Origin of the sequence: Curtobacterium sp. MCLR17_045, from assembly GCF_003234405.1 — a bacterium.
In the GTDB taxonomy this organism is placed as follows: domain Bacteria; phylum Actinomycetota; class Actinomycetes; order Actinomycetales; family Microbacteriaceae; genus Curtobacterium; species Curtobacterium flaccumfaciens.
The window spans coordinates 37822-60841 of record NZ_QKTB01000018.1 but is presented as its reverse complement, the minus strand read 5'-3'; the positions used below and the strand labels follow the sequence as shown (position 1 = coordinate 60841).

23 protein-coding genes and 1 tRNA gene are annotated in these 23020 nt (G+C 71.2%); 9 read left to right on the top strand and 15 right to left on the bottom strand.

Annotation, left to right across the window (positions count from 1 at the left end; translation table 11 throughout):
* Window positions 1-43 precede the first annotated feature (43 nt).
* The 3 genes from ilvD to otsA form a co-directional block, all read right to left on the bottom strand.
* Complete coding sequence (gene ilvD / locus DEJ05_RS12185; protein ID WP_071405815.1) at window positions 44-1738, bottom strand: dihydroxy-acid dehydratase; 1695 nt, start codon at window positions 1736-1738, stop codon at window positions 44-46.
* Between the two features lie 70 nt (window positions 1739-1808).
* Complete coding sequence (gene otsB, locus DEJ05_RS12180; RefSeq protein WP_111110529.1) at window positions 1809-2591, bottom strand: trehalose-phosphatase; 783 nt, start codon at window positions 2589-2591, stop codon at window positions 1809-1811.
* Window positions 2584-4176, bottom strand: a complete 1593-nt coding sequence (gene otsA / locus DEJ05_RS12175) for an alpha,alpha-trehalose-phosphate synthase (UDP-forming) (RefSeq protein ID WP_071405817.1) — start codon at window positions 4174-4176, stop codon at window positions 2584-2586. Before otsA ends, otsB begins: the two co-directional genes overlap by 8 nt.
* 250 nt (window positions 4177-4426) lie before the next feature.
* On the opposite strand from otsA, the gene DEJ05_RS12170 reads away from it, so the two are divergent.
* Both DEJ05_RS12170 and DEJ05_RS12165 read left to right on the top strand, forming a co-directional pair.
* Window positions 4427-7210, top strand: coding sequence for a hypothetical protein (locus DEJ05_RS12170; protein ID WP_111110528.1), 2784 nt, complete (start codon window positions 4427-4429; stop codon window positions 7208-7210).
* A gap of 83 nt (window positions 7211-7293) precedes the next feature.
* Window positions 7294-8265: a magnesium transporter CorA family protein gene (locus DEJ05_RS12165; RefSeq protein WP_111110527.1), complete on the top strand. Its 972-nt coding sequence runs from the start codon at window positions 7294-7296 to the stop codon at window positions 8263-8265.
* A 45-nt stretch (window positions 8266-8310) separates the two neighbouring features.
* Here DEJ05_RS12165 and DEJ05_RS12160 read toward each other — a convergent pair whose 3' ends face one another.
* Window positions 8311-9462, bottom strand: coding sequence for an SLC13 family permease (locus DEJ05_RS12160; RefSeq protein ID WP_111110533.1), 1152 nt, complete (start codon window positions 9460-9462; stop codon window positions 8311-8313).
* A 93-nt stretch (window positions 9463-9555) separates the two neighbouring features.
* Between DEJ05_RS12160 and DEJ05_RS12155 the strand changes: the two genes are divergently transcribed.
* Window positions 9556-9744: a hypothetical protein gene (locus DEJ05_RS12155; RefSeq protein ID WP_027466522.1), complete on the top strand. Its 189-nt coding sequence runs from the start codon at window positions 9556-9558 to the stop codon at window positions 9742-9744.
* Between the two features lie 123 nt (window positions 9745-9867).
* Here DEJ05_RS12155 and DEJ05_RS12150 read toward each other — a convergent pair whose 3' ends face one another.
* The gene (locus tag DEJ05_RS12150) at window positions 9868-11031 is read right to left on the bottom strand and encodes a mechanosensitive ion channel family protein (protein ID WP_111110526.1); all 1164 of its coding nucleotides are present in this window, start codon (window positions 11029-11031) and stop codon (window positions 9868-9870) included.
* A gap of 138 nt (window positions 11032-11169) precedes the next feature.
* Between DEJ05_RS12150 and DEJ05_RS12145 the strand changes: the two genes are divergently transcribed.
* Together DEJ05_RS12145 and DEJ05_RS12140 are read left to right on the top strand one after the other, a co-directional pair.
* A complete protein-coding gene (locus DEJ05_RS12145; protein ID WP_071405787.1) occupies window positions 11170-12702 on the top strand; it encodes an amino acid permease in 1533 nt (510 codons plus the stop codon).
* A gap of 76 nt (window positions 12703-12778) precedes the next feature.
* Entirely contained in the window at window positions 12779-13078 is a 300-nt protein-coding gene (locus tag DEJ05_RS12140; RefSeq protein ID WP_146245099.1) for a hypothetical protein, read from the top strand.
* A gap of 69 nt (window positions 13079-13147) precedes the next feature.
* Here DEJ05_RS12140 and DEJ05_RS12135 read toward each other — a convergent pair whose 3' ends face one another.
* The 7 genes from DEJ05_RS12135 to DEJ05_RS12105 form a co-directional block, all read right to left on the bottom strand.
* A complete protein-coding gene (locus tag DEJ05_RS12135; protein ID WP_146245098.1) occupies window positions 13148-13807 on the bottom strand; it encodes a PepSY domain-containing protein in 660 nt (219 codons plus the stop codon).
* A gap of 49 nt (window positions 13808-13856) precedes the next feature.
* Window positions 13857-15254, bottom strand: coding sequence for a cell wall metabolism sensor histidine kinase WalK (locus DEJ05_RS12130; RefSeq protein WP_111110524.1), 1398 nt, complete (start codon window positions 15252-15254; stop codon window positions 13857-13859).
* Window positions 15247-15924 carry a response regulator transcription factor gene (locus DEJ05_RS12125; RefSeq protein ID WP_111047595.1) on the bottom strand — a complete coding sequence of 226 codons (678 nt, stop codon included), beginning with the start codon at window positions 15922-15924 and terminating at the stop codon, window positions 15247-15249. The genes DEJ05_RS12130 and DEJ05_RS12125 overlap by 8 nt, the downstream gene beginning before the upstream one ends.
* A 48-nt stretch (window positions 15925-15972) precedes the next feature.
* On the bottom strand, window positions 15973-16185 hold the full coding sequence (locus DEJ05_RS12120; RefSeq protein WP_027466517.1) for an SCO4848 family membrane protein: 213 nt from the start codon (window positions 16183-16185) through the stop codon (window positions 15973-15975).
* Window positions 16186-16347: 162 nt separating this feature from the next.
* Window positions 16348-17274: a hypothetical protein gene (locus DEJ05_RS12115; protein ID WP_111104449.1), complete on the bottom strand. Its 927-nt coding sequence runs from the start codon at window positions 17272-17274 to the stop codon at window positions 16348-16350.
* Window positions 17271-17732 (bottom strand): ImmA/IrrE family metallo-endopeptidase, encoded by a 462-nt coding sequence (locus DEJ05_RS12110; protein WP_111024367.1) that lies wholly within the window; start codon window positions 17730-17732, stop codon window positions 17271-17273. Before DEJ05_RS12110 ends, DEJ05_RS12115 begins: the two co-directional genes overlap by 4 nt.
* On the bottom strand, window positions 17729-18169 hold the full coding sequence (locus DEJ05_RS12105; RefSeq protein WP_051596928.1) for a hypothetical protein: 441 nt from the start codon (window positions 18167-18169) through the stop codon (window positions 17729-17731). The genes DEJ05_RS12110 and DEJ05_RS12105 overlap by 4 nt, the downstream gene beginning before the upstream one ends.
* 101 nt (window positions 18170-18270) lie before the next feature.
* On the opposite strand from DEJ05_RS12105, the gene DEJ05_RS12100 reads away from it, so the two are divergent.
* The gene (locus DEJ05_RS12100; RefSeq protein ID WP_375334577.1) at window positions 18271-18921 is read left to right on the top strand and encodes a YigZ family protein; all 651 of its coding nucleotides are present in this window, start codon (window positions 18271-18273) and stop codon (window positions 18919-18921) included.
* 105 nt (window positions 18922-19026) lie between these two features.
* Here the strand turns inward: DEJ05_RS12100 and DEJ05_RS12095 are convergent.
* A tRNA-Lys gene (locus tag DEJ05_RS12095) sits at window positions 19027-19099 on the bottom strand.
* A gap of 95 nt (window positions 19100-19194) precedes the next feature.
* Between DEJ05_RS12095 and bcp the strand changes: the two genes are divergently transcribed.
* Window positions 19195-19665, top strand: a complete 471-nt coding sequence (gene bcp / locus DEJ05_RS12090; RefSeq protein WP_111029495.1) for a thioredoxin-dependent thiol peroxidase — start codon at window positions 19195-19197, stop codon at window positions 19663-19665.
* Window positions 19666-19744: 79 nt separating this feature from the next.
* Here bcp and DEJ05_RS12085 read toward each other — a convergent pair whose 3' ends face one another.
* A complete protein-coding gene (locus tag DEJ05_RS12085) occupies window positions 19745-20176 on the bottom strand; it encodes a hypothetical protein (RefSeq protein ID WP_084741237.1) in 432 nt (143 codons plus the stop codon).
* 261 nt (window positions 20177-20437) lie between these two features.
* Between DEJ05_RS12085 and DEJ05_RS12080 the strand changes: the two genes are divergently transcribed.
* Window positions 20438-20686, top strand: a complete 249-nt coding sequence (locus DEJ05_RS12080; RefSeq protein WP_017888820.1) for a WhiB family transcriptional regulator — start codon at window positions 20438-20440, stop codon at window positions 20684-20686.
* 169 nt (window positions 20687-20855) lie between these two features.
* Here DEJ05_RS12080 and DEJ05_RS12075 read toward each other — a convergent pair whose 3' ends face one another.
* On the bottom strand, window positions 20856-22358 hold the full coding sequence (locus tag DEJ05_RS12075) for a sensor histidine kinase (RefSeq protein WP_110865382.1): 1503 nt from the start codon (window positions 22356-22358) through the stop codon (window positions 20856-20858).
* 118 nt (window positions 22359-22476) lie between these two features.
* Here DEJ05_RS12075 and DEJ05_RS12070 point away from each other — a divergent pair, with 118 nt between their 5' ends.
* Window positions 22477-22917, top strand: coding sequence for an Rv3235 family protein (locus DEJ05_RS12070; protein ID WP_111029494.1), 441 nt, complete (start codon window positions 22477-22479; stop codon window positions 22915-22917).
* The last annotated feature ends 103 nt before the right edge of the window (window positions 22918-23020 follow it).

Below are 23020 nucleotides of genomic sequence, written 5' to 3'. Positions count from 1 at the left end.
GTGGTCCTTGCCTGAGTGGTGGCGGTGGTGCGGGTGTCGGACGCTAGCCCGTGACCGCGCCCTGGGCGGCGGACTTCACGAGCTTGGCGTACTTCGCGAGGACTCCGCGGGTGTAGCGCGGGGGCAGCGGGGCCCAGCCGTCACGGCGGGCCTCCAGCTCGGCCGGGTCGACCAGTAGGTCGAGCGAGCGAGCCGCGATGTCGACACGGATGCGGTCGCCATCACGAACGAAAGCGACTGGACCTGCGTCCACTGCTTCCGGTGCGATGTGGCCGATGCACAGGCCGGTTGTGCCGCCTGAGAATCGACCGTCGGTCAAGAGTAGTACATCCTTGCCGAGGCCCGCGCCCTTGATGGCCGCGGTGATGGCGAGCATCTCGCGCATGCCCGGGCCGCCCTTGGGGCCCTCGTAGCGGATGACGACGACGTCGCCCTTCTCGATCTTGCCCTCGGTCAGGGCGTCCATCGCCGCGCGTTCGCGGTCGAACACGCGGGCGGGGCCCTCGAAGACGGAGGCGTCGAAGCCCGCGGTCTTCACCACGGCGCCCTCGGGGGCGAAGGAGCCCTGCAGGACGGTGAGGCCACCGGTCTCGTGGATCGGGTTGTCGAGCGTGCGGAAGACCTCGCCGTCGAGTGCCGGCGGGTCGATCTCGGCCAGGTTCTCGGCGACGGTCTTGCCCGTCACGGTCATGCAGTCGCCGTGCAGCAGGCCCGCGTCGAGCAGCGCCTTCATGATCACGGGGATGCCGCCGTTGCGGTCGACGTCGACCATGACGTACTTGCCGAAGGGCTTCATGTCGGCAAGGTGCGGGACCTTCGAACCGATGCGGTTGAAGTCGTCCAGCGACAGCTCGACCTCGGCCTCGTAGGCGATCGCGAGCAGGTGCAGGATGACGTTGGTGGAACCGCCGAGGGCCATCGCCACGGCGATCGCGTTCTCGAAGGCTTCCTTGGTGAGGATCTGGCGGGCGGTGATGCCGTGCTCGAGCATGTTCACCACGGCCTCGCCGGAGCGGTGCGCGTAGTAGTCGCGGCGACGGTCGGCGCTCGGCGGAGCGGCGGAGCCCGGCAGCGACATACCGAGCGCTTCGGCGACCGAAGCCATCGTGTTCGCCGTGTACATGCCACCGCATGCGCCCTCGCCCGGGACGATGGCGCACTCGATCTTCTTGAGCTCTTCTTCGCTCATGGTGCCGGCCTTGCAGGCACCGACGCCCTCGAAGGAGTCGATGATCGTGACTTCCTTCATCGTGCCGTCGGCCTGCTTCACGTAGCCCGGCATGACCGAACCCGCGTAGAGGAACACGCTCGCCAGGTCGAGTCGCGCGGCGGCCATCAGCATGCCGGGGAGCGACTTGTCGCAGCCGGCGAGCAGGACGGTGCCGTCGAGGCGCTCGGCGTTGACGACGGTCTCGACGCTGTCCGCGATGACCTCACGCGAGACGAGGGAGAAGTGCATGCCCTCGTGGCCCATCGAGATGCCGTCCGAGACGGAGATGGTGCCGAACTGCAGCGGGTAGCCGCCACCGGAGTGCACGCCCTCCTTCGCACCCTGTGCGAGGCGGTCGAGCGACAGGTTGCACGGCGTGATCTCGTTCCACGAGGACGCGATGCCGATCTGCGGCTTGCTCCAGTCCTCGTCTCCCATACCGACGGCCCGCAGCATGCCACGCGAGGTGGTTGCTTCGATCCCGTCGGTGACGACCCGGCTGCGCGGCTTGACGTCGATATCAGGCATGGGATGAGTCTAGGACGCTTTGGGATACCAGCCGTGCACCCCCGTGCTTTCTCATGCTCGGGGGCCGTGATCAGCGGGTTGCGCGCAGCCTCGCCAGCTGCTTCAGGACCCCGGTCAGGGCCGCCGGGTCGGCGATGCGGTAGCCGGCCCGGGTCTGGCCCGGCCCGACCTTCACCCCGACGTCGCCGTCGCCGAGCACGCGGAAGGCGTCCTCGTCGGTGACGTCGTCGCCGGCGAAGAACACCGCATCGGCACCGTGCAGCTCGCGGAGCCGGGCGATCGCGTCGCCCTTCGTGACGTGGCGCACCGCGAACTCGACGATGTCCTTGCCACCGCGCTCGAGCACCTCGGGGTCGGCCTCGTGCGCCGCACGGCTCGCCGCCGCGTTCGCCTCGGCCGCGACCTCGGCGGAGACACGGCGCGTGTGCACCCCGTGCCCGGCGGGCTTGTGCTCGATCACGACGCCCGGGAACCGTTCGCCGACCGCGTCGAGCGCCGCACCGATCCGTGCCACACGCTCGACCTCGTCGTCACTGAGCGCGGCCTCGTCGTGGCCGTCCACGCGCCACTCGACGCCGTGCGAGCCGACGAGCGCCATGTCCTCGGGTGCGTGGGTCACCGCGGCCAGGCTGCCGAGGGGACGCCCCGACACGAGCACCACCTCGGTGTCCTTCGCACGGTGCAGGGTCAGGACCGCGGCCCACGAACCGGGCAGCGCCCCGACCTGCGAGGGGTCGTCGGCGAAGGGGGCCAGCGTGCCGTCGAAGTCGAGGGCGACGATCAGTCGCGGCGCAGCCGCGAGCGTCTCGAGGGCCGCGTCGACGGCGGACTGGTCGGTGGTGGTCTCAGTCATCACGTGCCTCCCGGGTGTCCTCGGCAGCCCTGGCGGACTGGGCGTCCTGGTCGAAGATCGACATGTTGTCGGTCTGCGCCTCGCGGTGCTGTTCGCGCGGGTCGGCGGCGGACGGGTCGATCTGGGCGTTCCGCGGCGCGTGCCGGTCGAGGGCCTCGAGGAACGAGCGCGACCAGCGCGCCACGTCGTTGTCGCGGACGCGCTTGCGGAGCGCGCGCATGCGCGTCGACCGCTCGCGACGCGGCATCTGGATCGCGCGTTCGATCGAGTCCTTGAGCGCCCCGATGTCGTGTGGGTTGACGATCACGGCCTGCTTGAGCTCGTCGGCCGCACCGGCGAACTCGGACAGGATGAGCACCCCGTCGTTGTCGAAGCGGGCGGCGACGTACTCCTTCGCGACGAGGTTCATGCCGTCGCGCAGTGCGGTGACGAGCATGATGTCGGCGGCCAGGTACAGCGCCACCATCTCCTCGCGCGGGTAGCCGTGGTGCAGGTACGAGATCGGCTGGTGGCCGATGACGCCGAGGTCGCCGTTGATGCGGCCGACGCTCAGCTCGATCTCGTCACGGAGCGCCGCGTACGAGTCGACACGCTCGCGGCTCGGGCTCGCGACCTGGATGAGGGTTGCGTCCTCGACCGCGATGCGGCCGTCTTCCACCAGCTCGCCGAACGCCTTGATGCGGTGGCGGATCCCCTTGGTGTAGTCGAGCCGGTCGACGCCGAGCAGCACCGTCTTCGGGTTGCCGAGGCTCTCGCGGATCTCGCGCGCACGCTCCTGCACCTCGGGCTTGCGGGCGATCGCCTCGAAGCTCTCGGCGTCGATCGAGATCGGGAAGTGCCTGGCCTCGACGTGGCGGACCGTGATGCCCTTGCGGCTGCGCGGGGCTGCCGGGTCGTCCACCGGGACGTCGATCGTGGTGCCCTTGGTCGTGTAGCCCTTGATGTGGCGGACCGCTCGGAGGAAGTCGCTGGCGTCGTCGTGGCGCTGGAAGCCGATGACGTCGGCGCCGAGCAGCCCGTCGAGGATCTGCGCACGCCACGGCAGCTGCGCGTAGATGCCGACCGGCGGGAACGGGATGTGGTTGAAGAAGCCGATCGTCAGGTCGGGGCGCTTGGCGCGGAGCAGGGCCGGCACGAGCTGCAGCTGGTAGTCCTGCACCCAGACGATGCCGTCCTGCTCGACGATCTCGGCGATCTGCGCGGCGAAGCGCTCGTTCACGCGCTTGTACGCGTTCCACCAGTCGCGGTGGTAGCTCGGGTGCTCGATGACGTCGTGGTACAGCGGCCAGAGCGTGTCGTTGCTGAAGCCCTCGTAGTACTCCTCGACGTCGTCGTCGGAGAGCGGGACGGGGACGATGTGGATGCCCTCGTTGTCGAACGGTGCGACCTCGACCTCGGCCTGCCCCACCCAGCCGACCCAGGCTCCGTCGTTCGCGCGCATCACGGGTTCGAGGGCGGTGACGAGGCCACCCGGCGAGTGCCGCCAGCCCTCGTTGCCGTCCTGGTCGACGACGCGGTCCACCGGGAGTCGGTTGGAGGCGACGACGAACGAGTAGCGGGTCTGTTCGGTGCGGTCTGCAGGCATGGGGTGGTGTGATCTCCGTTCCGCCCGGCCGGGGCCGGGTGCGTCGGGTGCGTCGGTGCGTCGGGTGCGACGGCCGGCGTGGTGCGCCGGGTGGTCCGGCGTGCTGCGCCGGGTGCGCTGCCGAAGTTACCAGCGTGGGGACAGCGTATTCACGGCGGATCGGCGGTTCCGCTACGCTGCAGGCACGTGTCGGGGGGACACGGGTGCTGGAGTGCGGCGCCGGCCTCCCGGTCGGAGAGGACCCCCAGCCGTGAGCGAGAACCCGCCCAACCAGCCCGTCCCGCCGTCGCAGCCCGGTCCGGGCCAGCCCGGTCCGGGCCAGCCCGGTCCGGGCCAGCCCGGTGCCGGCCAGCCCGCCTGGAACGGCCAGCCCGCCTGGCAGCAGCAGCCTGGAGGCCCGCAGCAGTGGTCGGGTCAGCCCGCCCCCGCCGCGCAGCCGTCCGATGCGTTCGGTCGCTTCCTGCGGTCCGTGTCCGGTCGCGACTGGCTGGCGGCCGTGCTCGCCGCAGTCGGCGGCTGGGTCGCGGCGTACGTCGTCGCCGGGCTCTCGCTGCTCATCACCGTCGGACTGCTCGCGTCGGGCGGCAGCGGGTCGGCCGCTCCGTCCACCGGGTCCGGCACCGACCTCGGCGCGGGCTCGGCCCCCGACGTGGAGTCCCTGCTCTCCGGCGTGAGCGTCCTGCTCGGCGCGCCGGCGCAGCTCGTGGCCCTCGCCGACCTCGGCCGACTGCACCTGTCCGGGTCGATCGGGTTCCTCGGTTCCGGCTCGGGCTCGCTCGCCGTGGTGCCCGCGCTGGTGCTCGCCGCGCAGGTCGTCCTGGCCGTCGTGCTCACCCGCCGGATCCGCACGCGTGGCCTCGGCCGCACGCAGGTGCTCGTCACCGCGGTGGTCTCCGGCCTCGTCACCACCGTGCTCACGAACGTCGCCGCCGGCCTCTTCGCGATCCGGTTCCCGTCGGTGTCCGGTGCGGTCATCGAGCCGGTGCACGCCGTCGGCGCCGGCAGCATCATCGGCGCGTTCGTCATCGGGGCCCTGGCGGCACTCCTCGCCCGGCCCTCCGTCCTCGCCGGGCGCAACGTCTTCGCCGCCCGTCTGCTCGGCACGCTCCGGGTCGCCGCGTCGCAGCTCACGGTCCTCGTCGTGCTGGTCGCCCTCGTCGTCATCGTCGTCGCCCTGATCGCCCAGCCGTCCTACGGCTCCGCGTTGCCGCTCCTGCTCGGCAACGTCGCGATCGGACTGACCGCGCTCGGGTTCTTCGGTGGTGTGGGGACGTCCGGCTTCGGCTCCGCCAGCGACACCGCCTCGGTGTTCGGCGGAGCCGGCGGCTGGACCTGGCTCGTCGTGCTGTTCGTCGTCGTCACCTCGGTCGCGGCCGGGCTCGCCCTCGCCGTCCGCCGCAACGACCGGATCCGCACCACGCTCGACTGGGTCGTCACGCCGCTGGTGTGGTTCGCACTCGGTCTGCTCTGCTTCGTCCTCGGCACCGGAGTCGTCTCGTACCAGGTGAGCAGCACGAGCTCCGTCGACGGGTCGGGGTCGATCGGCATCGCGCCGTGGACGCCGATCGTCTTCGCCCTGTGGGGCGGCGCGATCGAGGTCGTCGCCCGGTACCTCGCCCCGGTGCTCCTGCCCCGCCTCGGCGGAGCCGTGGTGCTCCGGACGTCCCGCCTGGTCGGAGCGGACCCCCGCCCCGTCGTGCCGCCGGCGTTCCCGGCCGGGCCCGCTGCCGGCCAGGGTGCTCCCGTCGCCGGTCAGGGCGCTCCCGTCGCGCCCACCGCGACGGTCGACCCGGCCGCTCCCGTCGCGCCCGGCGCTCCCGTTGCACCCGGCGCGCCTGTCGCCGCGGACGCGCCGGCTGCCGCCGCGTGGAACACTCCCCCGGCCGCTGACCAGCACGTGCCGTACCCGCCGGCCGGGCCTGCCCAGGAGCCCGCGTACGGCGTGCAGTCGATCTCCGGCGCGCAGCCGGCTGCCGGGTCGCAGCCGCCCTACGGCGCGCTGCCCCCGTACGGCGCACAACCGGCCGACGGTTCGCAGCCGTTCATCGGCGGTGGTGCCCCCGCTCCCGCACCGATGTCCCCGCGGGCCAAGAAGATCCTGGTCCGTTCCCTCATCGCCGGTGGCGCCGTGATCGTCGTCGTCATCGCCGGTGCGGTCACGACGAGCGTCCTCCGCGCCAACGTCTGGGGTCCGGCACCGACCGTGAAGTCCTACGTGCAGGCCATCGCCAGCGGTGACGCCGACACCGCCGCCGACCTGAGCGAGATCCCCGACGACGCGGCGATGCTCGACTCGAAGGTGCTCGGGAGCGCGAAGGACCGCCCGTCGGACATCCGCGTCGGCCGGGTCGCCCGGACCGGTGACACCGCCATCGCCACCCTGAGCTACACCCAGGACGGCAAGAACCGCTCCGGCCAGGTGTCGCTGCGGCGCACGGGCACCTCGTTCCTGGTGAAGGACGAGTGGCGTGTCACCCAGCCGCTGGCCCAGCAGGTCACCCTGACGGCCTCGGACGTCCTCGAGGGCGCTCCGGTGACCGTCGGCGGCAAGGAGATCGGGGAGATCAGCGACGGCAAGTTCACGTCCCTCGCCTACCCCGGCACCTACCAGGTCTCGGTCGGCGGGACGAAGTACTTCACCGGCGGCACCGAGCAGGTCGCCGTGGGTGCGGTCACGTCGGGCTACGTCGACTTCGCGCCGAAGGCGACCAAGGCACTCGAGCAGGACGCCGAGCAGTACGTGACCGACCTCATCGACGACTGCGCCGAGAAGACCGAGCTCCGGGCCCTGAGCGGCTGCCCCTGGTACGGGCCCTACGACGCCGACGGCGGCGTGCAGTACGACGTCACGTCGATGCCCGAGCTGGAGGTCGAGGCGTCGCGCGCCGGCACCGTGATGGTGACGAGCACGAAGGACGGGAGCGTCTCGTACGGCTACACCTCGTACCTCGGCGACAAGAAGCGCGGCGAGGACTCGTTCAGTGTGAACCAGTACCTGAAGGTGCAGGACGGCAAGCTCGTCTCCGCCTACTGAGCAGGAGCCGACCGAGCGGCTCCGCAGCACCACGACGGCCGACCCGGATCTCCCGGGTCGGCCGTCTCAGTAGGCTGACGAGCATGGTCAGGACACGGGCGTGGTGCAAGGGCGACACGGTCGAGCGGGACTTCCCCGTCGACCGGATCTCCGACCTCGTCGCCGATCCGGACACCTTCGTCTGGATCGACTACACCGACCCGACGTCGGCCGACCTCGAGCAGATCGAGGAGGAGCTCGGCATCCACGCACTCGCGGTCGAGGACGCCGTCGAGCACGGACAGCGGCCGAAGCTCGACCGGTACCGGGACAGCCTGTTCCTGGTCGTCTACGACGTGGGCGGCACGGACGACGAGGGTGACCTGATCACGCACGAGGTCAAGGCCTTCGTCACCGAACGGGCGCTCGTCACCATCCACGGGTCCGAAGTCGACACCACCCCGATGGAACACCGGCTCACGGCGAACTCCGACATCGCCGAACACGGCGTGCCCTGGCTCGTCTGGGCGCTGCTCGACGCGGTCGTCGACCGTGCCACCGACACCGTCGAGGACCTCGAGCGGCAGATCGATGCGCTCGAGGACGACCTGTTCGAACCGGGCGACCCCCGCGAGCAGCAGATCCAGCGGCGGTCGTTCCGGCTCCGCAAGACCCTCGGGGTGCTCCGGCGGCTGGTCGTCCCGACGCGGGACAGCGTCGCCTCGTTGCTGCACGGTGACGCGGAGACGATCTCGAACGGCATCCGGCCGTACTTCCGCGACGTCGAGGACCACCTGGTCTCGATCGCCGACTCCGTCGAACAGCTCCGTGACGCCGTGTCGAGCGTGCTCGACACGACCCTGAACCTGGCGTCGAACCGGCAGAACACCGTCATGAAGAAGGTCACGAGCTGGGCGGCGATCATCGCGATCCCGACCGGTGTGACGAGCTTCTTCGGGCAGAACGTGGAGTTCCCGGGCGAGGGCGCCTGGAGTGGTCTCTGGGCCTCGCTCGCGATCATCACCGCGTCGTCGCTCGTGCTCTACCGCGTCTTCAAGACCCGCGACTGGCTCTGACCGCGCACGGCACCGGCACCGGCTCGGCACCGGGCTCCGCCGACGTCAGAGCGCGAGCGCCAGGACCCCGGCGACGACGGTGAGCGGCGCGACGACGCACCCGAGCGCCATGTACCGGCCCCAGGACAGGTGCACACCCTCGGCCGACAGCCGTGCGTGCCACAGCAGCGTCGCGAGCGAGGCCCACGGCGTGATGAGGCAGCCGGCGTTGACGCCGACGAGCAGCGCCGCGTACCGGACGGCCTCGTGCCCGGCGGCCGGTTCGAGCACCAGGTACGCCGGCAGGTTGTCGATGCCGTTCGCTGCGACCGCGCCCGCCCCTCCGAGCAGCAGCAGTGGGCCGGTCCCGGTGCCGCCCTGCAGCGCGTGCACGATCGGGTCGGTGATGCCCGTCGTGTGCAGCGCCTCGACCACCACGAAGAGCCCGGCGGCGAACAGCAGGGTCGACCACGGCACGCGGGACACCCGGAGTTCGGACGGTGACCGGAACGCCGCGACCACGACGAGCACCACGGCGGCCAGGACCGCGGCGATCCACACGGTCACCCCGGCCGTCAGGGCGACGACGAGCGCGACGAGCACCGCGGAGGCAGCCCAGAAGAACACCGGGTCCTTCGGCGTGCGGACGGACACCGGCGAGTAGCGGCCGAACAGCTTGCCGCGGAACACCACGAGCAGGACGACGCACGGCACGACCACCCCGGCGACCGCGGGCCAGGCCATCAGCCCGGCGAACGGCAGCGGGCCGCCGAGCCCCATCCGGTCGACGGCGAGCAGGTTCGTCAGGTTCGACACCGGCAGCAGCATCGAGGCCGTGTTCGCGAGCCAGACCGTGGTCAGGGCGAACGGCATCGGGGGCAGTCCCACACGCCGTGCGAGCGAGATCACGATGGGGGTGAGGAGCACCGCGGTGGTGTCGATCGACAGGAAGACGGTGCAGAGCACGGCGAGCACGACGACCGCGCCCCAGAGGCCGATGGTGCGTCCGCCACCGACCCGGGCGGCGACGTCGGCGAGGCGGTCGAACACCCCGGCGTCCGCGGCGAGCTCGGCGACGACGGTCAGCCCGAGCACGAACCCGAGGACAGGCAGGACCCGGTCGGCGAGCACGGCGAGGTCGTCGAGGGGCAGCAGCCCGAACACGACGCAGACCGCGCCGACCACGAGCAGGGCCGCTCCGATGACCGCTTGACGCACGAACACTCCTCCGGCAGACACCGCGGCAGGGTGACCGGCGGGGCTCCAATGTACGGGCCGGTAGCGTTGTCAGCACGACGACAGGAGGCCTCTGTGCGCAAGTTCATGTTCAACGGTGCGGTGTGGAGTTCGCTCATCAGCGGCTACAGCGTGCTGCAGACCACCCGCCAGGGACCGCGTGACTGGCGGCTCGCGCTGACCTGGGTCGCGTGGCTCGCCACGACGATCGTGGCGATCGGCACGGTCGTCGAGGACGACCGCGCGGTCAAGGCGCGCCAGTAAGTCCAGACGCGGCAGGCGGTTGCAGACGCGACCGGCCTGACGGACGGGAGGCACGGTGCCAGCTGGCACCGTGCCTCCCGTCCGTCGTCCGTCCCGTGCACGGCACGCGGTCACGTCACCGGGTCAACGCTCGGACTCCGGGATGCCGGACGTCTGGATCGGCCCGGTGAAGAGCGCGCCGCGCTCGTCGTCACCGAACAGCTGCGAGTCCCCCTCTGCCGGGCGTCCGCGGCGGCGCGGTGCCGCCGCACCCGGCTCGGTGAGCTGCACCCGCTGGACCGGCAGGGCGTCCGGGTGGGTGCGCTGGATCCACTCGACCATCTCCTCGCGGACGTAGCAGCGGAGGTCGAACAGGCCTCCGGCGTCGGGTGCCGTCACGAGGATGCGGACCCGGACCAGTCCCCCGACGGCGTCCGTGACCTGGAGCACCTTGACCCGGTGGTCCCAGATCGTCGAGGTGTCGAGGATCCGGTCGAGCTCCGCCCGCATGTCGGCCGGGCTCACCCGCCAGTCGAGGTCGAACTCGACGGCACCGAGCAGTTCGCTGCCGGTCCGGGTCCAGTTCTCGAACGGCGTGCTCGTGAAGTACGTCGACGGCAGCACGAACCGACGGTCGTCCCACAGGTGCACGACGACGTAGGTCAGCGTGATCTCCTCGATCCGTCCCCACTGCTGCTCGACCACGACGACGTCGTCGACGCGGATCGACCCGGAGAACGCCAGCTGCATGCCGGCGAACACGTTGCCGAGCGTGGACTGCGCGGCGAGGCCCGCGACCACGGAGATGAGGCCGGCGCTGGCGAGCACGCTCGCGCCCGCGGCCTCGACCCCGTCGAAGGTCAGCAGGATCGCGCCGACCGCGATGATGACGAGCACGGCGACGGTGAGCCGCCGGATGATGAGCACCTGGGTGCGGATGCGACGCGCCTGCCGGTTGTCGGGCACGTCGATGCGGAAGCGGTGCAGCCCGAGGTCCTCGAGGAAGATCGCGACCTGGCACGCGAGCCAGCAACCGGTCGCGATCGTGACGATCAGGAAGGCGTGCGCGACCTCGTCACGCCACGGGTAGTCGTCGGGGTTCCGCGGGATGCTCGACGTGAACGCGATCCAGAGCAGGACCACCAGCAGCACGGTGCGGAAGGGGTGCTTCGTCCGTCGCGAGAGCACGCCGGCCCAGCGTTCCCGGCGCGCGATCGCCCGGAGGACCAGGTGCAGGACGAGGGCGACGACGGCGGTGACGAGCAGGGCGAACCCGATCGCGACGAGGAGTCGGAGGAGGATGTCCATCCCTCCATGCAAGCAACGGACGACGGTCGTCGTTCAGGTTCGGGCCGCCGTCGGCTGTGCGGACGTTCAGTCACCGCGGTTCGACCGAACCGGGTTTTGCGTGACGCCCCGGTCCGGTGCGCATGTAGGTTCTCTCGCATGACAGCGCAGAACGACACGGGTGGCAACCGAGCGCCGGCGAACGACTTCTCGCACGAGCAGGAGGGCTACCAGCACGGTCTGAAGCCCCGGCAACTGCAGATGATCGCGATCGGCGGCGCGATCGGCACCGGCCTCTTCCTCGGTGCCGGTGGACGCCTGCACACCGCGGGCCCCGCGCTCGCGCTGACCTACCTGATCGCCGGGATCTTCGCTTTCTTCATCCTGCGGGCACTGGGCGAGCTGGTGCTGCACCGCCCGTCCTCGGGGTCGTTCATCTCGTACGCCCGCGAGTTCTACGGCGAGAAGTTCGCGTACGCCGCCGGCTGGATGTACTTCCTGAACTGGGCGATGACCTCGATCGTCGACACCACCGCGGTCGCGATCTACCTGCAGTACTGGTCGGCCTTCACCGCGGCGCCGCAGTGGCTGCTGGCGCTGATCGCCCTGATCGTCGTCCTCGCGGCGAACATGGTCGCCGTGAAGGTGTTCGGCGAGCTCGAGTTCTGGTTCGCCCTGATCAAGGTCGCCGCGCTCGTGGCGTTCCTCGTCGTCGCGATCATCTGGCTCGTCTTCGCGTTCCCGGTCGAGGCCGGTGGCGAGGCCGTGCGCACCGGCTTCTCGATCTGGGGCGACAACGGCGGGCTGTTCCCGAACGGGCTGCTCCCCGCGGTCATCGTGATCCAGGGTGTCGTCTTCGCCTACGCCGCGATCGAGCTCGTCGGCACGGCATCTGGTGAGACGCAGAACGCCGAGAAGGTCATCCCGCGCGCGATCAACTCCGTCGTCTTCCGCATCGCGGTCTTCTACGTCGGGTCGATCGTCCTGCTCTCCCTGCTGCTGCCGTACACGGCCTACAAGGAGGGCGAGAGCCCCTTCGTGACGTTCTTCTCGTCGCTCGGCAACCCGCACGTCGGCGCGATCGTCGGCGGCATCATGAACTTCGTCGTGCTCACCGCCGCCCTGTCGTCGCTGAACGCCGGCCTGTACTCCACCGGACGCGCGCTCCACTCGATGGGCATGAACGGTTCGGCGCCGAAGTGGACCACGAAGATGTCGAAGGGCGGCGTCCCCTACGCCGGCATCCTGCTCACGGCGGCCTTCACCGTCGCGGGCGTCGTGCTGAACTACTTCGTCCCGAAGCAGGCGTTCGAGATCGCGCTGAACATCGCCAGCCTCGGCATCATCACCGCGTGGGGCACGATCATCCTGTGCCAGATGCGGCTGCGCCAGTGGGCCAAGCAGGGGCTCGCGAAGGAACCCTCGTTCAAGCTGCCCGGTGCTCCGGTCACCGCCTGGCTGACCCTGGCGTTCCTCGCCTCGGTCATCGTCCTGATGGCGATCGACTACCCCGTCGGCACGTACACCATCGCGTCCCTCGTCATCATCATCCCGCTGCTCGTCGTCGGCTGGTTCCTGCAGCGTGACCGCATCCTGCGCATCGCCGCCCTGCGCGAGGGCGTCACCGGCCCCTACCCGATCGGCGTCCGCGACCCCGCCGCCTCGGTGCGACGCGACGGCGACGGGAGCTAACGCTCCGCTTGTCCCCGGAACGCAAGGCCCCAGCGCCGAACACGAGCGGTCCGGCACCCGTCGCTACCATCAGCGGGTGCCGGACCGCTCTCCTTCTCCCACCCTCGACCTGCAGCTCAGCTGGCGAGGTGCCTACGGACGCCTCCGGGTGTTCGCGGATCGTCTCGAGGCCGAGACCGACTACCAGCGCGAGACCCGCACCGTGGTGCCGATGGACGCGGTGCAGGGGTGGCGCCTCGGACCGTGCGACGAGGACGCCGTCTGCGTGGAGTTCCTCGCCGGACAGGACACCTACCGGGTGCTGCTCGACACCACGGACGAGCAGCTCGCTGCGCTGGCGATCCGGAAGGTGCTCGGACCGCCGCTGGAGTCCTGAGGACGCCGGTGCCGGGGCCCGCAGCCCCGTTGCCCGGGGCCCCGTTGCCCGGGTGCCCGGATGCCCGGCTCAGTCGTCGGTGTCGACGCGGTCGGTGACGACGTCCCCCGAGCCGGCGTCGATGCGCACGCTGTGCTTGGTGCCGGACGAGTCGAGCACGTCGCCCTCCCAGACGACCGTGCCGACGTGGTCGTCGAGTCCGAGCTCGGTCACGGTCCCCGCGTGCAGGTCCTGGAAGGCGTCGACGGCCTGCTTGACGCTCAGGTCGGCGGCGGCGACCAAGCGCTCGTGCTCGCCCTTGTCGTCCGCGTCGGCGGCCTCGGTCTGCGGGGTGCCGGCGACCGAGGTGCCGTCGGCGTTCGTGTGCACCTCGTGCTCGGTGCCGTCCTTGGTCACGACGAGGACCTCGTAGGCGGAGGCGCCCTGCTCCTGCTCGACCGAGATGACGGTGCCCGAGCCGACCTCACCGCGTGCGGTGGCGACGGCGGCGAGCAGGGCCTTGTTCGAGCCGGAGGACGCCGAGCCGGACGATGACGAGCCGGTGCCGGTACCGGTGCCGGCCGGGTCCGTGGCCGACGAGCCGACCGAGCCGGAGCCGGCCGAGCCGGTGTCGTCGTCGGAGTCGTCGCTGGCGCAGCCGGTGAGTGCGAGCGCCGCGACGATCGGCAGGGCGGCGAACGCGGCGATGCGGCGGGCGGAGGGCTTCTGGTACTGGGTACGGGAGTTCATGTGGACGAGCATCGCGTCGGGGTGCTGAAGCAGCCCTGAAGCCGCCTGTTCAGCCGCCGAGTGCGATGCGGACGACGAACCGTGCGCCACCGAGCGGGGACGCGACCACCGTCGTCTCGCCGCCGTGGGCCCGCACGGCGTCGCGGACGATGGCGAGGCCGAGCCCCGCGCCGCCGGCGTCCCGGCTGCGGGCCTCGTCGAGACGGACGAACCGTTCGAAGACCCGCTCGCGCTCGTCCTCGGGGACGCCGGTGCCGTCGTCGTCGACCGTGAGCACCGCGGACCCGTCGTGCTCGGTGAGCGACACGGCAACGCGTGTGCTCGCGTGCCGGACGGCGTTGTCGACGAGGTTCCGGACCACCCCAGCCAACACGCGCTCGTCGCCGAGGACCCGCGCTGCCGAGATCGCCGAGCCGTCCACCCGCACCACCGGCGCGTCGCCGTGCCGCTCGGGCGCGACACCCGCCGTCGACCGTGCCCGCGCGCGGGCCACCGCGTCGAGCGCGAGGTCGTCGAGGTCGACGGGGCGCCGCGTGCGGATCCCGCCCTCGTCGAGGCGGGAGAGCTCGAGCAGCCCGGTGACTAGGTCCTGCAGGCGCACCGCCTCGGACCGCACGACGTCGGCGAGGTCCGCCACCTCGGTCCGTTCCGGGTGCGCGACGGCGACCTCGGCGTGCTGCCGGATCGACGCGATCGGCGACCGGAGTTCGTGGGAGGCATCGGACACGAAGCGCCGCTGGCTCTCGGCGGACCGTTCGAGGCGGTCGAGCATGGCGTTCATGGTGCTCGCGAGCCGGGCGACCTCGTCGCCGGTGTCCGGGACCTCCACCCGGGCGTCGGGACGGGCCGCCCGGATCGTCTCGACCTCGGTGCGCATCCGTTCCACCGGCCGCAGCGAGCGCCCGGTGACGGCCCAGGTGACCGCGACCAGCAGGAGCACCAGCACGGGCACCCCCACGGCGAGGAGCACGACGGCGGTGCCGACCGCGGTGTCGGCCTGGTCGAGCGTGGCGCCGTAGACGAGCGTCGCCTCGCCGCCGCCGGGCAGGTCCACGTCGTCCGCCACGAGCAGCCAGCGTTCGCCGTCGTGCGTCCACCGGGACTCGTCGGCGGTCGGGAGGGCGTCCCCGTCGGCGTCCTCGCCGTGTGCGAGCACCGCACCGCCGTCGCCGATCACCTGCACCAGGACGTCCTCGTAGCCGGTCACCGCGGCCGCACCGTCCGCCTCGACCCGGGAGGACACCTGCTCGAGACCCGCCTCGGCGGAGGTCCGCACGCCGTCGAGCAGCACGAGCCGCAGCACGACGACGAAGGCGACGGCACCGATGACCAGGGCCGCGAGGACGACGGCACCGGCGCCGAGCGTGGTGCGGGCCCGGACCGACCGGGCGCGCCGTGGCCTGCTTCGTGCGGCTCCGCTCGCACCGGGCTTCGGCCGCTCAGCCACCGTCGGCCGCCAAGCGGTACCCGGCGCCCCGGACCGTCTCGATCGCGGCACGCCCGAACGGTCGGTCGAGCTTCCGGCGGAGGTGCCCGACGTACACCTCGACGATGTTCGGGTCGCCCTCGAAGTCGACGTCCCAGACGTTCTCGATGACGTCGCGCTTCGACCGGACCTGTCCCGGGTGCCGTGCGAGGTACTCGAGCACGGCGAACTCGCGGCTGGTCAGCTCGACAGGGGTGTCGCCGCGGACCACGGTGCGCGCCGCGGGGTCGACCACCAGGTCGCCGAGCGTCAGCACGGTGGGGCGCTCACGGGCACCCCGTCGGACGAGCGCCCGCAACCGTGCGACGAGCACCGGGTGCGAGAACGGCTTGGTGACGTAGTCGTCGGCCCCCGCGTCGAGCGCCTCGACCTGGTCCCACTCGCCGTCCTTGGCCGTCAGCATGAGCACGGGGGTCCAGTCGCCGTCGGCGCGGAGCTGCGCGCACACGGCCCAGCCGCTCAGGCCGGGCATCATCAGGTCGAGCACGATCGCGTCGTAGCGGAACTCACGCGCGTGCCACAGACCGTCCACGCCGTCGTTCGCGACGTCGACCGCCCACCCCTCGGCCTCGAGGCCGCGGCGCACGCCGTCGGCGAGCCGGACCTCGTCGTCGACCACCAGCACACGCATGGGGTCGATCCTGCCGTGCCCCGCTGAAGCAGGGCTGAAGCGGCGTGCTCAGACCAGCAGCAGGATCCCGGCGATCACGGACGCGACGGCGATGGCGAGCGCGATGAGCAGGAGCACGAGGTGCACCGTGTAGAACGTCGTCGGCTTGCCTGCGGCGTCGCGGGCACGGGAGTCCTTCGCGACACGCTGGAAGAAGCGCGGCCAGGTGACGACGTTGAAGACGGCGCCGATGAACAGGACGACTGCGGCGAAGACGAGCACGGGACGATCCTAGTGAACGTTCGCGGCGACGATGCCGGTACGGCGACGCCGGGCGGGTGGTGCTCGGCCGCCCCCAACGCGGCCGAGTCCCGACCCGGCAGGCCACAGGATCTGTAGCACTTGCTACAGACTGTACACGGCCTGTCCGGCAGCGTCGAGGGACTACGCCGTCTCGAGCGCGGCCTCGGCGTCGGCGAGGGCGGCACGCTCGGCGTCGGTCAGGGACGCCCGTGCTCCCCGGACGCCGTCGTTGATCTCGACGATGCGGCGGCTGAGCCGGGTCGCGGGGTCGTCGGTCGGCGGGTAGGCGTTGTCCACGCCGATCCGTTCGTGCAGCGGCGCCAGGCGGCGGAGCGCATCGTCCACACGGCGGGCACGGCGGCGGCGGGAGATCCGGTGCCCGACGACGAGCAGGAGCATGCCGGACGCCACGCACAGCACGGCCCCCGGCGTGGTGATGTCGTAGGGCAGCGAGAGCGCGTGCGTGACGTCCAAGTCGCCGGCGACGTGGGCGACGTCCATCACGACGACCACGACCATGCGGACGACCCCGAGCACCCCGCCGAGGACCAGGACCCACAGCCCCACCAGGTCGGTGGTCGTCCGGGCTTCGCGCAGCCGGAGCACGCAGATGAACCCCGTCGCGCCGAGGGCCACTCCGAGGTACACGGTCTGCGCGATCGAGTAGACCGTGGCAGCCGGGTGCGAGCCGGCGTCGAGCATGAAGGTCGTCGTCGTCGCGGGCTTGTCGAGCACGGTGAACGCGACGACGACGACCACGACGACCACGGCGAACGACACCACGACCGCGTTCCGGAGCCAGGGCCGCGCCGCGCCGACCGCCTTCGCCACGCCCCACAGCAGCGTGCTCGTGCCGGCCACCATGAGGCAGTCGCTGATGACGGTGACGACGTTGAACCCGCCGAGCAGGGGGTCGAGCCACCGGTACAGCGGGTCGACGTTCGTCACGATGGTGGCGGCGAAGAGCAGGAACGTGAACGCCAGGGTGCGGTCCTGCCCGCGTTGCAGGACCAACAGCACGATCGTCCCGACGATGAGCAGCACCGCCTGGACGACGGCGATGATCACCCGAAGACCCCGCGGAAGGCGCTCGGGCGGCCGCGGTGCTGGCGGATCACGGTGGCCAGGCGGTCGGCGAAGACCTCGGCCTCGTGCTCGTAGGTGTTCGAGAACAGCCCACGGGCGAGTGCCCGCTCGACCTTGTACTCGGGCAGGTCGGGGATGACGTCACGGATGTAGGCGCTCTGCGGGGCGTGTTCCTGGTGCCGGTGCAGGACGTGCCCGAGCTCGTGCCCGATCACGAACGACCGGAACGTCGGCGAGGTCGTCGGCGAGATCATCACGAGGTGCGCGTGCTCGAGGGTTGCCACGAAGCCGCACACGGGTTCGGCGGCGAGGAACGACTCCTCGCGCACCACGATCGGCTTGCCGACGACGTCAGCGGCGGCGGCGACGGCCTGGTCGACGTCCGACCACCCCTCGGCTGCACCACGAGCCCAGAACGCCTCGACGAGGGCGTCGGTCATGCGACGCTCCCCCGCTGCGATTCCTCCTCGAGCACCTCGGCGATGCGCCGCAGCGCGTCGGGTGAGAGCTCACCGGGGAAGGTCCGGGCCGCGAAGCCGCTCACGCGGGCGGACCGCAGGGACCGGACGAGGGCGAGCTGGGCACCGATCCGTTCCGGCACCTCGCTGTCCTCGAGCAGGAAGCGTTCGTCGACCTCGAAGTACCCGGCCAGCAGGCGCAGGAGCTCGGTGTCGCGGTTGCGGCGGCCGTCGCCGGAGAGCATGTAGGTCCACTTCGCCCGCGACAGCGACCCGCCGTGCGCCGCGACGTACTCCTCGATCGAGGAGAACGGCACCGGAGCACCACGCTGCGACTCCTCGAAGTCGAGGAGCAGGTTGAGGCGGCGCGCGAGCTCGGCGGCGTCGAGCGCCCCGCCCTTCAGATCACCCGTGTCCATCTCGGACTCCTCCCCAGCCGTGTCCGCGCGACCTGTGGGTCCGGCGCGTGGACGCCATGCTAGCGCGGGTGCCCCGCACGCGCGCCGCTACCCTCGTGGGCATGCCCCGCCGCTTCCCCGCCACCGTCGCGGCACCGGTCGAGCACGAGATCGTCATCACGAAGTCGCGGTTCATCACGACCGTGGCACCGGTCTCCGGGGTCGAGGACGCCGACCGCGTGATCGCCGAGGTCCGCCGTCGGTACTGGGACGCCCGGCACAACTGCACGGCGATGGTCACCGGCGTGCTCGGCGACCAGGCCCGTTCCTCGGACGACGGGGAGCCCTCCGGCACCGCGGGCGTCCCGATGCTCGAGGTCCTGCGACGCCGCGGGCTGACCGACGTCGTCGCGGTCGTCACGCGGTACTTCGGCGGGGTCAAGCTCGGTGCCGGCGGACTGGTCCGGGCCTACTCGACCTCGGTGTCCGAGGCGCTCGACACGGCGGTCGTCGTCCGTCGCGAGGCTCTGACGCAGGTGCGCTTCGACGTCGACCACGCCGACGCCGGGCGGCTCGACAACGTGCTGCGCGACTGGGTCCGACACCACCACGCGACGCTCGGCCCGACCGAGTACGGGCAGGCGGCGACCTTCGAGGTGTGGGTCCCCCACGAGGCGCTCGGCGCCCTGTCGGCCGACCTCGCCGCCGCGTCGGCCGGTTCGCTCGAACCCGTCATCGGCGAGGAGCGGATCGTCGACGTCCGCGCCGACTGAATTCGCAGTTCCTGCACACCTCGGGCGTGTCTCCGCATCGGCGCAGAAACCTGCCGCAAACGCACGAACGCCCCGACTCGATGAGCCGGGGCGTTCGTCCTGCGGTGCACCCCCTCGGACTTGAACCGAGAACCCACTGATTAAGAGTCAGTTGCTCTGCCAATTGAGCTAGAGGTGCATGTTCCGGCTTCCGTGCCGCAACGGGAATCAACAATAGCATGGGTTTCGCGCGCCCACGACCACTCGCGGGCGCACGACGCGAACAGGAGCACCATGACCGACCGTCTCGTCCCCGGCGACACCGCCCCCGACTTCACGCTGCCCGACCAGGACGGCGTCGAGCACTCCCTCGCCGCCCTCCGTGGCAAGAAGGTCATCGTGTACTTCTACCCGGCGGCGTCCACCCCGGGCTGCACCACCGAGGCCTGCGACTTCCGCGACAACATGTCCTCGCTGCAGGCCGCCGGCTACGAGGTCCTCGGCGTCTCGAAGGACGAGCAGGCGAAGCTCAAGACGTTCCAGCATGAGCAGGCACTGACCTTCCCGCTGCTGAGCGACCCCGACCTCGCCGTGCACAAGGCCTACGCGGCCTGGGGCGAGAAGAACAACTACGGCAAGATCGTCACCGGCACGATCCGGTCCACGATCGTGGTCGACGAGGACGGCGCCGTCCAGCTGCCGCTCTACAACGTCAAGGCCACCGGGCACGTGGCGAGCCTGCGGAAGAAGCTCGGCCTGGTCTGAGGGCTGGCCGCGCACTGGAGGCCCGGTGCCGGTTCCGAGAACCGGCACCGGGCCTCCAGTGCGTGGCGGACCAGACCGTCTACTCGGCCGGACGCGCGAGCGCGGCCGTCACCGACCGCGACAGCACCAGCGTGATGCCGAGCAGGGCCGGGACGAGCAGCACCCAGCCGACCGCGGCGACCCGGAAGACGCCCTGGAACGCCCCGATCGCGATGGCGCCCTGCAGGACCTGCCAGACGATGATGCCGGAGCGCACCCACGCCCGGCCCTGCCACAGGCCGTTCAGCAGCGCGCCGAGCCAGAGCGCAGCGATGGCGACGAGGACGGTGAGGGCGATGCCGGACGCGATGCTCGTGGCCGGGGCGACGACCAGTTCGACGACCAGGACGACGGTCACGACCACCAGCGCGAGGAACTCGAGGCCGACCACGGCGAGCAGCCCCAGCATCGCCGGCGACCGGCGCGCGACGGGTGCGGAGGGTTCGGTGTCGTTCGGGGTGTCGTCGTGCACAGTGATCCTCCAGCATCGGAACCCTTGATTTGGCCCTACCAGTATGGAACGATATTGGAGGTCGTTTGGACGGCACGATGTGGTGTGCGTCTCCCGTGGTTCATCGCTCCTCCCCCGAGCGTCTCGCGGGCGTCAGACACGCTTCCTGCGGACTCCTCCCCACAGTTGTCCCCTCCATGCCGCATGCATGGTCAGCGGTCCGATCCCCCGAGCCACGGCCCCGGCCTGCCGTTCGAGCATCGACATCAAGGAGCACCACACATGGACTGGCGTGACAAGGCTGCCTGCCTCACCGCAGACCCCGAGCTCTTCTTCCCCGTCGGGAACACCGGGCCCGCCGTCGACCAGATCGAGAAGGCCAAGTCGGTCTGTGCGCGTTGCACGGTCACCGAGATGTGCCTGCAGTACGCACTCGAGAACAACCAGGACTCGGGTGTCTGGGGTGGTCTCAGCGAGGACGAGCGTCGTGCGCTGAAGCGTCGCGCCGCCCGCGCTCGCCGCGCGTCCTGACCCCGGTCGTCTGACACCACGACGCCCGTCGTCCCCTCGGGGGCGGCGGGCGTCGTCGTGCGCGCGGTGCGGGTTCTGCAAAACACCGGTGTTCACGCGTCGAACACCGGAACGCGGGTGTTCGACCGGCGAACACCGGTGTTTTGCGATCTCGAACCGCCGGGCGGCGTCAGGCGGCGGGGGCGGTCAACCAGCGGAACGGGATGGTGATCGTCACCTCGGTGCCGCTGCCGGTCAGGGTGTGCCAGTCGATGGTGCCGCCGAGCTCGCCCTGGATGAGCGTGCGGACGATCTGCGTGCCGAGGCCCGAGCCGACCTTGCCCTCGGGGAGCCCGACGCCGTTGTCGCGGACCTCGATCTCCAGGTGGTCGTCGAAGCGGCGGGCGACGATCTCGACCTCGCCGTCACGGCCGTCCAGCCCGTGCTCGACGGCGTTCGTCACGAGCTCGGTGAGTCCGAGGGCGAGGGGCGTCGCGGCCTCCGACGGCAGCACCCCGAACTCGCCGGTCTTCTTCGGGTGCACGGTGGTGTTGTGCGACGCAGCGACCTCGGTCACGAGCTTGAGCACCGAGTCGAACACCTCGTCGAAGTCCACGGTCTGGCTGAGGCCGCTCGACAGGGTGTCGTGCACGACGGCGATGGCGGCGACGCGACGCATGGCGTTCTGCAGCGAGGTCCGAGCTTCGTCCGAGTGCGTGCGACGCGCCTGGATCCGCAGCAGGGACGCCACCGTCTGCAGGTTGTTCTTCACGCGGTGGTGGATCTCGCGGATCGTGGCGTCCTTGGTGATGAGCTCGCGCTCCTGGTGCCGCAGCTCGGACACGTCGCGGCAGAGCACGATGGCACCGATGCGCTCACCGTGGTCGCGGAGCGGGATCGAGCGGAGCGACACCGTGACGCCCTTCGACTCGATGTCCGCCCGCCACGGTGCGCGGCCGGTGACGACGAGCGGCAGGGACTCGTCGACGTCGAGCTGGGCGCCGATGAGCTCGGTGGTGACCTCGGCGAGGGACTTCCGCTCGAGCTCGCCCTCGAAGCCCATCCGGTTGAACGCGCTCAGGCCGTTCGGGCTCGCGAACGTGACGATGCCGGCGGTGTCGAGGCGCAGCAGGCCGTCGCTGGCACGGGGCGCACCACGACGGGGGCCCGCCGGTGCACCGAGGTCGGGGAAGTCACCGGTGGCGATCATGCCGAACAGGTCGTTCGCGCTCGCGGTGAAGTTGAGTTCCTGACGGCTCGGGGTCCGCATCTCGTCCTGGTTGGAGTGCCGGGTGACGACGGCGATCGGTCGCTCGGTGGTCTCGGCACTCTTCGCGCTCAGGCGGCGGAGCACCGGGATCGCGCGGACACGGGTCGGGGTGTCCTCGTACCAGTCCGGTTCGGCGGAGTCGACGACCCGGGACCCGGCGAAGCTCTCGGTCACCTGGCCGCGCCACTCCTCGCGGATCTCCTGGCCGACGATGTCCCGGTAGAACAGCGTCGCCGCGGAGCTCGGCCGGGCGTGGGCGACGGCCACGAACGAGCCGTCCTCGGCGGTCGGGACCCAGAGCACCATGTCGGCGAAGGACAGGTCGGCGAGGAGCTGCCAGTCCCCCACGAGCAGGTGGAGCCACTCCACGTCTGCTTCCGAGGAACGGCCTTGCGCGAGGACGAGGTCACTGAGGGTCGACACCCAGCCAGTCTAGGTCCGCTGCCTTGTGGAGAACGTCGCCCTCTCCACAGGGTAGACCGGTGTGTATTTCGTATGTCGCACGCCCCATACGCTCGCTCCAACGACGGAAGGGGCAGGGGTGGCAGAGCAGGCACGCCGCATCGATCACGAGACGACGACGGCGCACCCACCGCCGCTGCGGATCGTCGAACCGGCGCCGGAGCCCGCCACGGTGACCGGTCTCCCGGACCCGGCGACGACCGCACGAGCGCTCGGGCTCTGCGTCGCGGAGGTGCTCACCGGGGCGCGGGAGGTCGACAGCATCGCCCGCTGGATCAGCGACGACGTGCAGCGGCACCTGCAGCAGCGGGCCGCGGTGGCAGCGCACGCCCGAGGCTCCGGTCGGCGGGCACGCGGGCGCCCGGTGCTCCGGGTCGGCAGCGTGCTCGTCTGCCGCCCCGCGGCGGGCGTCGCCGAGGCGACGGTGGTCGTGCACGCGCGCAGCCACGCGCGGGCGGTCGCCATGCGGCTCGAAGAGCGACACGGACGGTGGCAGGCGACCGCGATCGGGGTCCTGTAGCCGGATCGCGGACGGACGGGAGGCCCGGTGCCAGCTGGCACCGGGCCTCCCGTCCGTCGTTGGTCACGCTCGGTGAGCAGGAATGGTCGGGTCCCGATGTGGG

Coding starts and splice junctions, on each gene's coding strand:
- ilvD (WP_071405815.1), bottom strand. CDS start 1,738: ATGCCTGATATCGACGTCAAGCCGCGCAGCCGGGTCGTCACCGACGGG.
- otsB (WP_111110529.1), bottom strand. CDS start 2,591: ATGACTGAGACCACCACCGACCAGTCCGCCGTCGACGCGGCCCTCGAG.
- otsA (WP_071405817.1), bottom strand. CDS start 4,176: ATGCCTGCAGACCGCACCGAACAGACCCGCTACTCGTTCGTCGTCGCC.
- DEJ05_RS12165 (WP_111110527.1), top strand. CDS start 7,294: ATGGTCAGGACACGGGCGTGGTGCAAGGGCGACACGGTCGAGCGGGAC.
- DEJ05_RS12150 (WP_111110526.1), bottom strand. CDS start 11,031: ATGGACATCCTCCTCCGACTCCTCGTCGCGATCGGGTTCGCCCTGCTC.
- DEJ05_RS12145 (WP_071405787.1), top strand. CDS start 11,170: ATGACAGCGCAGAACGACACGGGTGGCAACCGAGCGCCGGCGAACGAC.
- DEJ05_RS12135 (WP_146245098.1), bottom strand. CDS start 13,807: ATGAACTCCCGTACCCAGTACCAGAAGCCCTCCGCCCGCCGCATCGCC.
- DEJ05_RS12125 (WP_111047595.1), bottom strand. CDS start 15,924: ATGCGTGTGCTGGTGGTCGACGACGAGGTCCGGCTCGCCGACGGCGTG.
- DEJ05_RS12110 (WP_111024367.1), bottom strand. CDS start 17,732: ATGACCGACGCCCTCGTCGAGGCGTTCTGGGCTCGTGGTGCAGCCGAG.
- DEJ05_RS12105 (WP_051596928.1), bottom strand. CDS start 18,169: ATGGACACGGGTGATCTGAAGGGCGGGGCGCTCGACGCCGCCGAGCTC.
- DEJ05_RS12100 (WP_375334577.1), top strand. CDS start 18,271: ATGCCCCGCCGCTTCCCCGCCACCGTCGCGGCACCGGTCGAGCACGAG.
- bcp (WP_111029495.1), top strand. CDS start 19,195: ATGACCGACCGTCTCGTCCCCGGCGACACCGCCCCCGACTTCACGCTG.
- DEJ05_RS12080 (WP_017888820.1), top strand. CDS start 20,438: ATGGACTGGCGTGACAAGGCTGCCTGCCTCACCGCAGACCCCGAGCTC.